Source organism: Methylobacterium sp. HMF5984 (genome assembly GCF_045033435.1).
GTDB lineage: Bacteria > Pseudomonadota > Alphaproteobacteria > Rhizobiales > Beijerinckiaceae > Methylobacterium.
Genome location: NZ_JBJFLN010000001.1, coordinates 985,145 through 1,000,461, shown reverse-complemented (window position 1 = coordinate 1,000,461; position 15,317 = coordinate 985,145). Strand labels below are relative to the sequence as shown.

Below are 15,317 nucleotides of genomic sequence, written 5' to 3'. Positions count from 1 at the left end.
TGGGATGTGCTCGGATCAGCAGCGACGCTGGTCGAGTCGTCTCCAACCTGAAAGCGAATGCCAGAATGACCCCCATCCATGCGCCGAAGCTCGCGACCAGCGGCGACCGATCGATCGGAAGCCGCATCGCGGCGTATCGGACCGCTCAAGGTCTGAGCCAGACCGCGCTCGGGCAGGCTCTCGGGGTCACGTTCCAGCAGGTCCAGAAATACGAGAAGGGACGCAACCGTGTCGGTGCCGCCCGGCTTCAGGCGATCGCGGATTTCCTGGGCGTCCCGGTCTCGACCTTCTTCGACGCTCCGGCAGAGATCGGCGATGGCCGCGAGTCGATTCAGCAACTGTTACAGGATTCCGAGGTGATGGACCTGATCAGGACGTTTGCCGGCATCTCCGACAAGGCGACGCGCCGAGGTGTCCTTGCCATCGTCAAATCCGCCGCAACCCTCGACGCCGAATTCACGAAGAGGGTTGATTCAGCGATCGTCGATTGAATGCGCGACCGATGGCGCCGCGCGCGAGGTCAGTCATTGACCGGGGCCGCCTGTGATGCCCTGAAGAGAAAGAGCGGGCTCGGGAGCGACTGAACGTATCGCGACATTATTGGTAAAATTGTTTTTTCGGGCTCCGAAAAGATAATTTGACGTCGTGATACCGATTTAATGCCGTATGCGCCGAATGCATAGCGAAGTGTTGCGATGGACAGATGAGTGCGTCCGGGGGCGGAATTATAAAAGAAGAACTGGCCTTCGCTCGCATTATGTTGCGTTGCAAAATGCACATATCGCAACGCACAAATTCTGTGGTTCAATCTCTCGGTCGGTCGGCTCTGCAAGCGACCCAACCGGAGATCCGTCATGCGCTTCACCCACGCCCTCGCCCTCATCGCGTTCGCCTCGGCATCCGTCTCCGCCGGCGCGGCGATGGCCGGCGACGCCCTGAACCTCACCCCGCCGCTCTACCGCGAGCAGGCCCGGACGTCTCAGCAGACGCGTTCCGTCAGCGATATGACCACGACGCCTCAGCCCGTGGCCGCCACGAAGCCGGTCGCGCCGCGCCGCGTCGTCGAGGTGGTCGCCGAGGCCGTGCCCGCTCGCTGAGTCCGCGCTCCCGTGGCGTCACGATCTGCGTTCGGCGGCCCGCCCGCCGGCGCAGCCGATACGGTCGCCGGCGGATCGCGATTGCGGATCGGTGAGACGAGGCGCGCCGCCGATGACCGCGACGCGCGTCGCGACATCCCCGAACGCCGCACGGACGGCGTCTCGATTTCGACCTGAACCACCCTGTCGTGCGCAGCCTGTCTCCTCGTGACGGAGGCCGCACGATGATCGAGACCGAATCATCGAGCCTTGGGCGATCGGATCTGCTGCAACGGCAGTCGGATGGGCGCGGCGTCGGCTCGACGACGAAATCGCCGATCGTCGCGCCGACCTTCACCTCGCGCATCGAGGCCACGCCGGAATCGAACCCACCACACGACGTCGGCTCGGGCGTCGACCGGGCGGGCGGTCGTCGATCCGCATCGCCTAAGGTACCGAGGACGATATCGAGACGGTGCCCGGCCAGTCGCGCTATCCCCGATGCATCATCGCGGACGAACGCACGGCCTTCGCATGGTCAGCCGAGAGGTGGCGCGCGTGTGTATCATCATCACATGTGCGAGGCATCACGGCCCTTCGCCTCGCTGGGCGATGTCGGGGATTCCTCGTTACCGCCGATCCCGCGACCATCAGGGCGGCGGAAGCAGGGTTCTTGAGATTCCGACGCGTCGGCACCCGGAAGTGTGCGACCAATTGAAGGCGCGAACGCGCGACGGACCGAACCGGGCGACCGGGGTCGGTGCCGCGTCCTCGGGAGCCGCCGACACCCCGGATGCGGCAGGCGAGGCGATCCCGACGCGGGATGCCGGGGCGAAATGTCCGTGCCGAGCACCGGACCGAAGCCGGTGGCACTTTGGAGCTTATCCAGCCTGCCGGAGTTGCCCTGGGCATTCTGCTTCCGACGGACGGCCTTCGGGCGCGTCGTCGCCCCCCGCAACAGGTTCGGAGACCATGATGGCACCGCCTGGAGAATTCGACATGAGCCGACGAGACGTGGTCGCCAGCGCGACCGCCGCCGCGGCCCTTTCCACCCTTCCCGCGGGCGCCCGCGCCGACGCTGCGTCCGGCGACCGCCCTGTCCTGGCGCGGGTGTGGTTCACGATCAACGGCCAGCGGCGCGAGCTCGAGCTCGACACCCGCACCAGCCTGCTCGATGCGGCGCGCGAGCATCTGCACCTGACCGGCTCGAAGAAGGGCTGCGACCACGGCCAGTGCGGCGCCTGCACGATGATCGTCGACGGGCGGCGCATCAACGCCTGCCTGACGCTCGCCGTGATGCACCAGGGCGCCGAGATCACCACCATCGAGGGGCTGGGCCAGCCCGACGACCTGCACCCGATGCAGGCCGCCTTCGTCCGCCACGACGGCTACCAGTGCGGCTACTGCACGCCCGGCCAGATCTGCTCGGGCGTGGCCGTGCTCGACGAGATCCGGGCCGGCATCCCCAGCCACGTCACCGCCGACCTCACCGCGCCGACCCGGGTCACCGAGGCCGAGATCCGCGAGCGCATGAGCGGCAACCTGTGCCGCTGCGGCGCCTATTCCAACATCGTCGAGGCGATGAGCGAGGTCGCCGGCCTCGAGACCGGCCGGAGGCCCGCATGAAGTCGTTCACCTACGAGCGCCCGAGCACGCCGGCCGAGGCCGCCGCCGCCGTGGCGCGCACGCCCAACGCCAAGTTCATCGCCGGCGGCACCAACCTGCTCGACCTGATGAAGCTGCAGATCGAGACCCCGACCCACCTCGTCGACGTCAACGGGCTCGGGCTCGACCGGATCGAGGCCACGCCGGAGGGCGGCCTGCGCATCGGCGCGCTGGTGCGCAACACCGACCTCGCCGCCGACGCCCGTGTCCGGAAGGATTACGGCGTGCTGTCGCGCGCGCTGCTGGCCGGCGCCTCGGGGCAGCTGCGCAACAAGGCGACCACCGCCGGCAACCTGCTGCAGCGCACCCGCTGCCCGTACTTCTACGACACCGCGCAGGCCTGCAACAAGCGCCGGCCGGGCTCCGGCTGCTCGGCGCTCGACGGGGTCAGCCGGCAGCTGGCGGTGATCGGCGGAAGCGACGCCTGCATCGCCACCCATCCCGGCGACATGGCGGTGGCGATGCGCGTGCTCGACGCCACCGTCGAGACCATCGACGCAAAGGGCGGTTCCCGGACGATCCCGATCGAGGAGTTCCACCGCCTGCCGGGCGACGCGCCCGAGCGCGACACCACGCTCGCGGCCGGCGCGCTGATCACGGCGGTGACGCTGCCGAAGCCGGTGGCGGGCACGCACCTCTACCGCAAGGTCCGCGACCGGGCGTCGTACGCCTACGCGCTGGTCTCGGTGGCGGCGATCCTGGGCAGGGACGGGTCCGGCCGCGTCGCCTTCGGCGGGGTGGCGCCGAAACCCTGGCGGGTGGAGGCGGCCGAGGCCGACCTGCCGCGGGGGGCCAAGGCGGTGACCGAGCAGGTCTTCGCCGGCGCCGCGCCGACGCACGCGAACGCCTACAAGCTGACGCTCGCCGAGCGGACCCTGTCCGCGGCGCTCAACCAAGCGAGGGCCTGAAGCCATGAAGTTCGATCAGCCCGCCGGCCAAAACCCGATCGACCAGCTCAAGGTCGTCGGAAAGCCGACCGACCGCATCGATGGCAAGTACAAGACCACCGGCACCGCGCCCTACGCCTACGAGCGCCACGACGTCGTGCCGAACCAGGCCTACGGCTACGTGCTCGGGTCCAGCATCGCCAAGGGCCGCATCCGCGCCATCGACACGGCGGCCGCCAAGGCGGCGCCCGGGGTCGTGGGCGTCGTGACGACCCTGGAGCATCCCCGGCTGGAGCGGGGCATGATGAACGCCGCCTACCTGTTCGGCGGCGACGAGATCCAGCACTACCACCAGGCCGTCGCGGTCGTCGTCGCCGAGACGTTCGAGCAGGCCCGCGCCGCGGCGTTTCTCGTGACGGTCGACTACGCGCCCGAGGCCGGCAAGTTCGATCTCGCGGCCGAGGCGAAGGGCGCGCCGCCCGTGCCCGGCGACAGCAGCGAGGGCAGCGGCGGCGACGGCGAGGAACGCGTCGGCGATTTCGAGGGAGCGTTCGCGCAGGCGCCGGTGACGCTCGACGAGCGCTACACCACCGCCGACGAGAGCCACGCGATGATGGAGCCGCACGCGACCATCGCCGCCTGGGACGGCGACAAGGTCACGCTCTGGACCTCGAACCAGATGATCGGCTGGGGCCATGGCAGCCTCGCCAAGATCCTCGGCGTGCCGAAGGAGAACGTCCGCCTCGATTCACCCTTCGTCGGCGGCGGCTTCGGCGGCAAGCTGTTCGTGCGGGCCGACGCGGTGCTCGCAGCCCTCGCCGCCAAGGCGTTCCAGCGCCCGGTGAAGGTGGCGCTGACCCGCCCGTTCATCGCCAACAACACCACGCATCGCCCGGCCACGATCCAGCGCGTGCGCATCGGCGCGACCAAGGACGGCACGATCACCGCCATCGCCCACGAGAGCACGTCGGGCAACCTGCCCGACGGCGATCCCGAGACGGCGGTGAGCCAGACCAAGCTGCTCTACGCCGGTGCCAATCGGCTCACCGCGATGAAGCTCGCTCATCTCGACCTGCCAGAGGGCAACGCCATGCGGGCGCCGGGCGAGGCGCCCGGCCTGATGGTCCTGGAGGTCGCCATGGACGAGATGGCGGAGAAGCTCGGGATCGACCCTGTGGAATTCCGCATCCGCAACGACACCCAGGTCGACCCGCAGGACCCGAAGCGCCCGTTCTCCCACCGCGACCTCGTCGGCTGCCTCAAGCTGGGGGCCGAAACCTTCGGCTGGTCCAAGCGCAATGCACGGCCGGGCCAGGTGCGGGACGGGCAGTGGCTCGTCGGCGTCGGTATGGCCGCGGCGTTCCGCAACAACATGGTCCTGAAGTCGGGCGCGCGGGTCAGGCTGGACGGAGCCGGCACCGTCACGGTCGAGACCGACATGACCGACATCGGCACCGGCAGCTACACCATCATCGCGCAGACCGCCGCCGAGATGATGGGCGTGACCCTCGACAAGGTGGCGGTCAGGCTCGGCGATTCCGCCTTCCCGGTCTCGTCGGGATCGGGCGGCCAGTTCGGCGGAAACTCGTCGACGGCTGGCGTCTACGCGGCGTGCGTCAAGCTTCGCGAGGCGGTGGCGCAGCGTCTCGGCATCAACTCCGACGACGCGGTCTTCGCCGACGGGCAGGTGCGGGCCGGCAACCGTGCGGTTCCGCTCGGCGAGGCCGCGAACCGGGGCGAGCTGACGGCCGAGGACACCATCGAGTTCGGCGACCTCTCCAAGAAGCAGCAGCAATCGACCTTCGGCGCCCATTTCGTCGAGGTCGGGGTCGATGCCGACACGGCGGAGATCCGGGTCCGGCGCATGCTCGCGGTGTGCGCGGCCGGGCGCATCCTCAACCCGAAATCGGCCCGCAGCCAGGTCATCGGCGGCATGACGATGGGCACCGGCTCGGCGCTGATGGAGGAACTGACGGTCGACACCAAGCGCGGCTTCTTCGCCAACCACGACCTCGCCGGCTACGAGGTGCCGGTGCACGCCGACATCCCGCATCAGGAGGTGATCTTCCTCGACGAGGTCGATCCGATGTCCTCGCCGATGAAGGCCAAGGGCGTCGGCGAGCTCGGGATCTGCGGCGTGGGCGCCGCGGTGGCGAATGCCGTCTACAACGCCACCGGCATCCGCGTGCGGGACTATCCGCTCACCCTGGACAAGTTCCTCGACCGCATGCCCGAGGCGGCCTGACGCGCGATCGCGCCATGCTCGACACTGGATACACCCCGGCGGCCTCCGCCGGGGTTCGGGGAATCGGTCGCATCCAAGCCGGCGCGCCGCCGCGCTAGCTCGACGGCATGGATCGCAGCTTTCCCATGACCCGTGCCGCCGGGCTCGACCGCCTGTCGGCCTTCCTCGCGGACGCCGCCGTCGACTATGCCGGTGCCCGCAACACCGACCGCGGACCGGACGCGCGGCCGACCACGTCGGCGCTCTCGCCCTACCTTCGGCGCCGCCTGATCACGGAAGCCGAGGTGGTGGCCGCCGCCCAGGCCGCGTTCGGCGACGGCGGCACCGAGAAGTTCGTCTCCGAGGTCTTCTGGCGGACCTACTTCAAGGGTCATCTCGAGACCCACCCGACCGCCTGGACCGACGCCCTCGCGCTGGCCACGGCGGATCGGGCGCGGCTCGCCGCGGAGCCCGGCCTGCGCCGGACCTACGAGGCCGCGATCGCGGGCCGGACCGGCATCGACGGTTTCGACGACTGGGCGCGGGACCTCGTCGAGACCGGCTGGCTGCACAATCACGCCCGGATGTGGTTCGCCTCGATCTGGATCTTCACCCTGCGCCTGCCCTGGGCGCTGGGTGCGGATTTCTTCATGCGTCATCTCGTCGACGGCGATCCGGCGAGCAACACGCTGTCCTGGCGCTGGGTGGCGGGGCTGCACACCCGGGGCAAGCACTACGTCGCGCGCGCCGAGAACATCCGGCGCTACACCGAGAACCGCTTCGATCCCGAAGGGCTCGACGAGTACCCGGACGCCCTCGACGAGGCGATGCCACCGCGCGAGGTCCCTCTGCCGGCTGCCGCCATGCCGCCGACCGGCGACGTCGCGCTGCTGCTGCATCTCGACGACCTGCACCCGGAGAGTCTTCCGCTCGGGGAGGCGCGCATCGTGCGGATCGGTGGCATGCTCGCTCATGCCGAGGGGGCGTCCGAGCGCGTCCGGTCGGCGGATCACGCCGCGATGCAGGACGCGCTGGACCGGGCGACCGCCCATTTCGGCTGCGAGGCGGGACCGGCCGACACCGGCTGGTCGGCCGGGCTACCCGTCGTCACGGCCTGGGCGCCCGTCGGCCCGTCGGCGGCGATGCTGCCCGAGGCGGTCGTGCGCGTGCGGCGCCCCTGGGACGAGGCGGCGTGGCCGCTCTCCAACCGCGGATATTCCCGGCTGCGCTCCGCGATCCCGCGCCTGACCGCAGCGTGACGGTCCGGCGCGCTCATGCAGGGCCGGCCTGACTGGTGCCGCGACGACCCGACCTGCGCCGAAGCCGGCATTTCCCCGCATCGGCTCTGGCCCGGACCCCGGCTTTCAGCGTAGCCGGAACGCCATGTTCCATCTGATCTTCAGCCTGCCCTGCCTGTACGTCGTGACCCGGGTGCTCTGGCCGCTGCCGGGCCCGCCTGCCGCGAAGGCCGGAATCGCCGTGCTGCTGCTCGTCGCCTCCCAGTATCACCTGTGGTGCCGCCTCTCCTCCGGCTCGGTGTTCGCGCCCGAGTTTCCGCGGTGGCTGGTGGTTCTGTTCAACTGGGCCTTCGGCGCCATCCTGCTGCTGGCGGTGATGCAGCTCGCGCTCGACGTGATCGCGCTGGTCTCGCTGCCCCTGGGCGGCTGGGCGATTCCGACCGGATGGCGCTACGGGGCCGCGACGGCGGCGATGCTCCTGTCGGCGCTCGGCGTCCAGCAGGCCGTGCGCGTGCCGGCGCTCAAGGACGTCGACATCGCGATCGAGAACCTGCCGGACGCCTTCGAGGGCTACACGATCCTGCAGCTCACCGACCTGCACATCAGCCGGCTCTTCCCGGCATCCTGGACCCGGGAGGTCGTCGCGCGGTCCAACCGGCTCGGCGTGGACCTCATCGTCATCACCGGCGACCTGATCGACGGCGCCCCGGCTTCGCGGCGCGCCGACGTCGAGCCCCTGGGCCGGCTCGGTGCACCGGACGGCGTCTGGTTCGTGCCCGGCAACCACGAATACTTCTTCGACTACCCGGCTTGGATGCGGCGGTACTCGGAACTCGGCCTGACGGCGCTCGCGAACCGGCATACGGTGCTGAGGCGGGGCGACGCCGCCCTGGTGCTCGCCGGCGTGACCGATCGGTCGGCGCCGCATACGGGACACCCCGGTCCGGACCTCGACGCCGCGCTCGCAGGGGCACCGCGGGACGCACCCGTCCTCCTGCTCGATCATCAGCCGAAGGGGGCGCGGGCAGCGGCCGCGCACGGCGTCGCGCTGCAGCTGTCGGGACATACCCATGGCGGGACGATGCGCGGGTTCGACCGCCTGTTCGCCCGCGCCAACGAGGGCTTCGTCTCGGGCCGCTACCGGGTCGGCGGCATGACGCTCTACGTCAACAACGGCACGGCGTTGTGGCCGGGCTTCGCCGTCAGGCTCGGCCGACCTTCCGAGCTGACGCGCATCACGCTGCGCCGCGCCGACGCGTCCATCGATCCCGCTCGGCCCCTGGCGCCGGGATAGGCGAACGTCGGATCACCCCCATCGACGATCATCCTCGGGATGCACCCAGCAGCCGGCTTGGATCGTCGCCCGATCACGCGGCCGATCTATCGGCCGGCCGTCGGGTCCTCGCGAAGCGCTCGTCTGGATAGAGTGGAGATTACTCACGACCTACCGAACGCCCCGAGACTCGGCGATGTCGAACCCGGATCGAACTACAGTCGTCGTTCCCGGACGCTCGGACGGGCTCCACCGTTCACTCAGCATTTACTACGGAACCGGGATTATGCAACCAATGGTTGCAGATCGGGTTGCATCGAAAACCTGGAGGTTTTCATGTCCGCATCCCCCCTTTCCGTGCTCGGCTCGTCCACCCGCTCGCTCGAATGGCTCGCCGGCCCCGGCGCGTTGCTGTCCTCGACCGCCCTGTCGACGGGCCAGCTCGGAAGCCTCGGCCCGATCGCCTCGTTGACCGAGGGCGCGGTCGACGGCGGCTCGACGGAGACCGGAGCCTCGCTGCTTCCCGACGCGATCGAGGCCACCGCCAACCAGGTCGTCCTCCAGACGCACGCCCAGATCGAGGAGGTCGGCCACGAGGTCGCTCCGGCGAACGGACCGCTCCACGGCCTGACCAACCTCGGCGAGACCCTCGGGCTCGGCCATCTCGGGGAGACCGGAAACCTTCTGACCGATCTCGGCGGCGTCGCCGCGAACCCGACCGGCACCGAGGCGGTCGGTCCGCTGCTGACCGATGCCGGCGGCGTCGCCGCCGCCGCCGGAACGCTGGCGGAGACGGTCGGCGCGGTGCCGGCATCCGGCAACGGCCTCGTCGGCAGCGGCAGCATCCTCGGCCCCGCGACCAACATCCTGAACCAGGCCGTCCTCGACGTGCACGCCACGCTCGAGACCGTCGGCCACCAGATCCCGGTTCTCAATGGGCCGATCCACGCCGTCACCGGCCTCGGCGAAACCCTCGGGCTCGGCCATCTCGACACCGCGGGCAACCTGCTGACCGACGTCACCACCCTGCCCGGTTCCCTCCTCGGCGGCGGCGGCCTCCAATCCGCCACGCCGGTCCTCGGCGATCTCGGCCACGTTCTCGGGTCGGTCGATACGCTGGTCGGCTCGCTGACCGGTGCGGCGAGCGCCGGCGGCCTGCTGTCCGGGGACGGGCTGCTCGCGCCGGTAACGAACCTCGCCAACGGCGCGGTCCTCAACATTCACGCGACGCTGGAGAACATCGGCCACGAGATCCCGCTCCTGAACGATGCGCTGCACGGCCTGACCAACCTCGGCGAGACGATCGGCCTCGGCCATCTCGGCGAGAGCGGAAACCTCGTGACCGACGTCGTTGCCCTGCCCGGCAATCTCCTCGGCGGCGAGGGCCTGGCGGCGCTGTCGCCGATCCTCGGCGATGTCGGCGCGGTGACGAACGCGGCCGGAGGTCTTCTCGGCGGCGTCACCGGTCTCGTGGGCGGACTGGGCGGCCTGACCGGCGGCGGCACGAGCGCCACGGGCACGCTTCTCGGCGCCGGCGCTCCGCTGCAGCCGGTGGGCGACCTCGCCAACGGGGTCATCGACGGCATCCATGCCGGCCTCGAGCAGATCGGCCACGACGTGCCGATCCTCAACGACACGCTGCATTCGGTGATCGGGCTCGGAAATACCGTCGGGCTGGGCGAGCTCGGCGACACCAGCAACCTCCTGACGGAAACGGTCAACCTGCCGGGCGCGATCCTGAGCGGAAACGCACCGGCGGCGATCGGGCAGATCGTCGGCGATGTCGGGCACGTGGTCGACGCCGCGGGCGGTGTCGTCGGCTCCGCCACCGGGATCCTCGGCGGCCTCGATGGTCTCGGTGCCGGAGGGATCGCGACCGGCACGCCCGTCGACGGGCTCCTGACTCCCGTCACGTCGGTCGTCGGCGGGCTGACCGGCGGCGCCGGCACCGGCGCCACGGGTGCGCTCCTCGGCGCCGGCGCTCCGCTGCAGCCGGTGGGCGACCTCGCCAACGGGGTCATCGACGGCATCCATGCCGGCCTCGAGCAGATCGGCCACGACGTGCCGGTCCTGAACGATCCCGTCCATTCGGTGATCGGGCTCGGCAACACCGTCGGGCTGGGCGAGCTCGGCGACACCAGCAACCTGCTGACGGACGTCGCCAACCTGCCGGGTGCCGTTCTGACCGGCAGCGGACCGGCGGCGGTCGGGCAGGTCGCGGGCGATCTCGGGCACGTCGCGGACGCCGCGAGCGGCGTCCTCGGCTCCGTGACGGGGGCCCTCGGCGGTGTCGGCGGGGCCGGCGCGGGGACGCCGCTCGACGGCGTTCTCTCGCCGGTGACCGGCATCCTGGGCGGCGCCGGCGGCGCATCCAATCCCGTCGGCGGCCTCCTCGGCGGTCTCACCGGCGGTGCGGCGGACGATGCCGGGACCCATCCCCTGATCGACGTGGCGGCCGGCCCGGCGACGCCGACGCCGGCGGCGAATCTCGCGGTGCTGACCCCGAGCGCGGACCCGGCCCACACCGTCCAGGCGAGCGCGATCGCGGTGCCGGCCGATCAGCCCGGCCTGCTCCATGCCGGCCTGCTCTCGGGCGACGGCATCGTCTTCCCGCAGGCCGGCGGCGGGGGCGGAGACGCGCTCGTCGGCCACCTCCTCGACGTCGCCCCCACGGCGACCGCATCGGCGGATGCGGGAGCCTCGCACGGGCTGCCCCTCGATCTCGGGATCGCGGCGATCGATCTCGGCGGCCACGTCGACGCCGCGCATGTCGACCCGACGCCGCACACCGCGACGACCGGGATCCACCTCCTCGGCCTCTGACCCATCCGAGCCCTCGCCGCCCGACGCGGCGGGGGCTTCCTCTTCCGCCGACTTGCCCTGCCGAATCGTCTCTGCCTGATCCTGCAAGCCGGGGAACCGTCTCGTGATCGACGAACGTGTGCTGCGTATCGCCAAGCGCCGGGAGTTCTGGGCTGCCGCCAGAGCCGGGCGCGCCTCGCTGGCGACCGTGATGATCGTCAGCGGCCTCATCAACCTGCTGATGCTGACCGCGCCGATCTTCATGCTGCAGGTCTACGACCGGGTGCTGCCGAGCCGCAGCATCGCGACCTTGGTCGGGCTGGCCGGCATCGCGCTGATGCTGTTCCTGATCCAGAGCGTGCTGGAGGTGTTCCGCGCCCGGATCCTGTCGCGGTTCGGGCGCCTCGTCGACGAGCGCCTCGGCGCGCGGATCTTCCGGACCCTGCTGGTTCGCGGGTCGGAGACGCCGCGGGGCGACGACGGCCCGCAGGCGCTGCGCGACCTCGACACGGTGCGCGGCTTCCTGTCGAGCATGGCGTTCACCGCCTTCTTCGACCTGCCGTGGGTGCCGCTCTACATCGCGGTCTGCTTCCTGTTCCATCCCTGGCTCGGCACCGCGATCGCCGGCGGCGCGGTGGTCCTGTGCCTGCTGACGATCCTGACCGACTGGGCCTCGGCCGGCCCGACCCGCGAGGGCGTCCGGGTGGCCGGCGAGCGACGCGCCTTCACCGACATGGCGCACCGCACGGCGCCGCTGCTCTCGGCGCTCGGCATGCGCGCGCGGATCGCGACCCTGTGGCAGGCCCGGGCGCGCCGGAACCTCGACGTGGCGACCGACGGCAACGACCTCGCCATCGGCTTCGGCGCGACGGCGCGCCTGATGCGCACCGTGCTGCAATCGGGCATCCTCGGCCTCGGCGCCTACCTCGTGGTGCGCGAGGAAGCGACCGCCGGCGTAATGCTGGCCGCGACCATCCTCTCGGCCCGGGCGCTGGCGCCGGTCGATCTCGCCATCGCGAACTGGAAGTCGTTCTCGGCGTCGCGCCAGGCCTGGACCCGGATCGTCGCCTTCCTGCCGCCGCGGGAGCCGGCCGCCCTCACGCCGCTGCCGGCGCCGCGGGAGAGCGTGCGCGTCACCGCCCTGTCGATCGCCGTGCCGGGCACCGACACGCTGGTGCTGCACGACGTCAACGTGGCGCTCGCCCCCGGAAGCGCGCTCGGCGTGATCGGCCCGAGCGGATCGGGCAAGTCCACCTTCGCCCGCGCCCTCGTCGGCCTGGCGCGGCCGAGCCGCGGCGTGATCCGCCTCGACGGCGCCGCCATCGACCAGTGGGACCCCGACGCCCTCGGCCGTTCGATCGGCTACCTGCCGCAGGACATCGAGATGTTCGACGGCACCATCGCCGAGAACATCACCCGGTTCGATCCCGAGCCGGACCCGGAGGCGCTGCTCTCCGCCGCGAAGGCGGCCGGCGTCCACGAGGTCGTACTGCGCCTGCCCGGCGGCTACGATGCCCGCGTCGGCGCCGGCGGCCTCGGCCTCTCGGGCGGCCAGCGCCAGCGGATCGCCCTGGCGCGCGCGCTCTACGGCGACCCGTTCCTAGTCGTCCTCGACGAGCCGAACTCCAACCTCGACGTCGAGGGCGACCGGGCCCTGTCGGCCGCCGTCCAGGCGGTACGCGCCCGCGGCGGCATCGCCGTGGTGATCGCCCACCGCCCGAGCGCGCTGACCGCGGTCGACCGCATCCTCGTCCTCGGCGACGGCCGCGTGCAGCTGCACGGCCCCCGCGACGACGTCCTGGCGCAGCTGAGCGCGCTCACCCGGCAGACACCGACGAGGGTCGCATGACGAAGGCCGACACGCCGAACCGGCCCGAGCCGGATCCGACGCGCGACACCCGGCGCTCCCTGCGCCGGCACATCGCCGGCGTCGCCACGATCATCGCGGTCGCGACCGGCGCCGGCGCCTGGACCGCGGCGACGGAGCTGTCCGGCGCGATCATCGCCACGGGCTCGCTCGTGGTGGAGAGCAACATCAAGAAGGTGCAGCACCCGACCGGCGGCGTGGTCGCCGAGCTGCCGATCGAGGAGGGCGCGCGCGTCCAGGCCGGCGACCTGCTGATCCGCCTCGACGCCACGACGGCGCGGGCCACCTACGACAGCGTCACCAAGAGCCTGTGGGAGATCGCCGCCCGCAACGCCCGCCTGGAAGCCGAGCGCGACGGCCGCGACGAGGTCGCGTTCCCCAAGGGCCTCGCCGAAGCCGGACCCGAGGTCGCCCGCATCGTCGAGGGCGAGCGCAGGCTGTTCCACTTCCGCCGCGACGCCCGCGAGGGGCAGAAGGCGCAGCTGCGCGAGCGGATCGGGCAGCTCAAGGAGGAGATCAAGGGGCTTGTCGAGCAGTCGGTCGCCAAGGAGCAGGAGACCGCGATCATCGGGCGCGAGTACGAGGGCGTCGAAGGCCTTTGGAAGAAGAATCTCATCCAGCTGACGCGCCTGACCAGCCTCGAGCGCGACATCTCCCGGCTGAAGGGCGAGCGCGGCGTGCTGGTCGCCAACATCGCGCAGACCAAGGGCAAGGTCTCCGAGACCGAGCTTCAGATCATCCAGCTCGAGCAGAACCTGCGCAGCGACGTCGCCAAGGAGCTGGCGGAGAACCGCGCCAAGGCCGCGACCCTGACCGAGCAGAAGATCACCGCCCTCGACCAATTGCAGCGCATCGACATCCGCTCGCCGCAGACCGGCTACGTGCACGAACTGTCGGTCCACACCCGCGGCGGCGTAATCGCGCCGGGCGAGCCGATCATGCTGATCGTTCCGACGGCCGATTCCCTGGTGGTTGAGGTGCGCGTCGCCCCCCAGGACATCGACCGGCTCCAGACCGGCCAGGCCGCGGGCCTGCGCTTCCCGAGCTTCGACCAGCGCACCACGCCGGAGCTGAACGGACGCGTGACCCGGATCGCCGCCGACGTGAGCGAGGACAAGCGTACCGGCAGCTTCTACTATCTCGTGCGCCTCGGGGTGACGAAGGACGAGCTCGGCCGGCTGGACGGCGCCAAGCTGATGCCCGGCATGCCGGTGGAAGCGTTCATCCGCACCGCAGACCGCACCGTGCTCTCCTACCTGACCAAGCCCCTCGTCGATCAGGCACGCCGCGCGTTCCGCGAGAAGTAGGCGACCGGTCCCCCGTCGCGGACGGCAGGCTCGCCGATGCGGCCTGCCGCCGCCCGGTCGATCACGCCTGGGTCGCGGTGCCGACCCGGTCGAGGTCCGCCAGCGCGTCGTCCGGCAGGTGGAGCGCGGCGGCGGCGAGGTTCTCGCGCAGGTGCGCCAGCGACGCGGTCCCCGGGATCAGCAGGATGTTGGGCGACCGGCGCAGCAGCCAAGCGAGCGCCACCTGCAGCGACGTGGCATCGAGCCGTTCGGCCACCGCGGACAGGCCCGCGGATTGCAGCGGGCTGAAACCGCCGAGCGGGAAGAACGGCACGTAGGCGATGCCGTCCCGTGCCAGCGCGTCGACGAGCGCGTCGTCGCCGCGATGGGCGAGGTTGTAGTGGTTCTGCACGCACGCGATCTCGCAGATCCGGCGTCCCTCGGCGACCTGGGTCGGCGTCACGTTGGACAGGCCGATGTGCTGGATCAGCCCTTGCCGCTGGAGCTCGGCCAGCGCCGTCAACGGCGCCTCGATCGACCCTTCGGCCGGCCCGTGCCCGTCGCCGAGCATGGCCCGGAAGTTCACCACCGCCAGCCGGTCGAGCCCGAGATGGCGCAGGTTGTCGTGGACGGCCGCCGCGAGGTCGGCGTCGGACGCGGCCGGGTTCCACGACGCATCGGAACCGCGCCGCGCGCCCACCTTGGTGACGATCGTGAGGTCGTGCGGATACAGGCCGAGCGCGTCCCGGATCAGCTGGTTGGTGACGTGGGGTCCGTAGAAGTCGCTGGTGTCGATGTGGTCGACGCCGCTCGCGACCGCCTCGCGCAGCACGGCGAGCGCCGCGTCGCGATCCTTGGGCGGTCCGAAGACGCCCGGCCCGGCGAGTTGCATCGCGCCGTACCCGAGGCGCTTCACGGAACGGTGGCCGATCCGAAACGTCCCGGCCTGATCGATGAAGGACATGGTGCTTCTCCTGTGACCCGACCTAACTGGACGTT

Annotated in this window: 11 protein-coding genes; 10 read left to right on the top strand and 1 reads right to left on the bottom strand. The window is 71.0% G+C overall.

Annotated features, from left to right (window positions below):
- Nucleotides 1–65: 65 nt before the first annotated feature.
- The 10 genes from ACFZ8E_RS04680 to ACFZ8E_RS04635 all read left to right on the top strand — a co-directional run bounded on the left by ACFZ8E_RS04680 (nt 66) and on the right by ACFZ8E_RS04635 (nt 14,339).
- Nucleotides 66–491 carry a helix-turn-helix domain-containing protein gene (locus ACFZ8E_RS04680; protein WP_405042157.1) on the top strand — a complete coding sequence of 142 codons (426 nt, stop codon included), beginning with the start codon at nt 66–68 and terminating at the stop codon, nt 489–491.
- A gap of 363 nt (nt 492–854) precedes the next feature.
- Complete coding sequence (locus tag ACFZ8E_RS04675) at nt 855–1,097, top strand: hypothetical protein (protein ID WP_405042156.1); 243 nt, start codon at nt 855–857, stop codon at nt 1,095–1,097.
- A gap of 978 nt (nt 1,098–2,075) precedes the next feature.
- Nucleotides 2,076–2,702: an aldehyde dehydrogenase iron-sulfur subunit PaoA gene (gene paoA / locus ACFZ8E_RS04670; RefSeq protein WP_405042155.1), complete on the top strand. Its 627-nt coding sequence runs from the start codon at nt 2,076–2,078 to the stop codon at nt 2,700–2,702.
- Nucleotides 2,699–3,649 carry an FAD binding domain-containing protein gene (locus ACFZ8E_RS04665; protein ID WP_405042154.1) on the top strand — a complete coding sequence of 317 codons (951 nt, stop codon included), beginning with the start codon at nt 2,699–2,701 and terminating at the stop codon, nt 3,647–3,649. The genes paoA and ACFZ8E_RS04665 overlap by 4 nt, the downstream gene beginning before the upstream one ends.
- 4 nt (nt 3,650–3,653) lie before the next feature.
- On the top strand, nt 3,654–5,873 hold the full coding sequence (gene paoC, locus ACFZ8E_RS04660; RefSeq protein ID WP_405042153.1) for an aldehyde oxidoreductase molybdenum-binding subunit PaoC: 2,220 nt from the start codon (nt 3,654–3,656) through the stop codon (nt 5,871–5,873).
- 125 nt (nt 5,874–5,998) lie between these two features.
- A complete protein-coding gene (locus ACFZ8E_RS04655) occupies nt 5,999–7,111 on the top strand; it encodes an FAD-binding domain-containing protein (RefSeq protein WP_405042152.1) in 1,113 nt (370 codons plus the stop codon).
- Between the two features lie 124 nt (nt 7,112–7,235).
- The gene (locus ACFZ8E_RS04650; protein WP_405042151.1) at nt 7,236–8,384 is read left to right on the top strand and encodes a metallophosphoesterase; all 1,149 of its coding nucleotides are present in this window, start codon (nt 7,236–7,238) and stop codon (nt 8,382–8,384) included.
- 315 nt (nt 8,385–8,699) lie between these two features.
- Complete coding sequence (locus ACFZ8E_RS04645; protein ID WP_405042150.1) at nt 8,700–11,186, top strand: hypothetical protein; 2,487 nt, start codon at nt 8,700–8,702, stop codon at nt 11,184–11,186.
- A gap of 103 nt (nt 11,187–11,289) precedes the next feature.
- On the top strand, nt 11,290–13,014 hold the full coding sequence (locus ACFZ8E_RS04640) for a type I secretion system permease/ATPase (protein WP_147840764.1): 1,725 nt from the start codon (nt 11,290–11,292) through the stop codon (nt 13,012–13,014).
- Entirely contained in the window at nt 13,011–14,339 is a 1,329-nt protein-coding gene (locus tag ACFZ8E_RS04635; protein WP_405042149.1) for an HlyD family type I secretion periplasmic adaptor subunit, read from the top strand. Before ACFZ8E_RS04640 ends, ACFZ8E_RS04635 begins: the two co-directional genes overlap by 4 nt.
- 61 nt (nt 14,340–14,400) lie before the next feature.
- Here ACFZ8E_RS04635 and ACFZ8E_RS04630 read toward each other — a convergent pair whose 3' ends face one another.
- Nucleotides 14,401–15,282 (bottom strand): aldo/keto reductase family oxidoreductase, encoded by an 882-nt coding sequence (locus ACFZ8E_RS04630; protein WP_405042148.1) that lies wholly within the window; start codon nt 15,280–15,282, stop codon nt 14,401–14,403.
- Between the last annotated feature and the right edge of the window lie 35 nt (nt 15,283–15,317).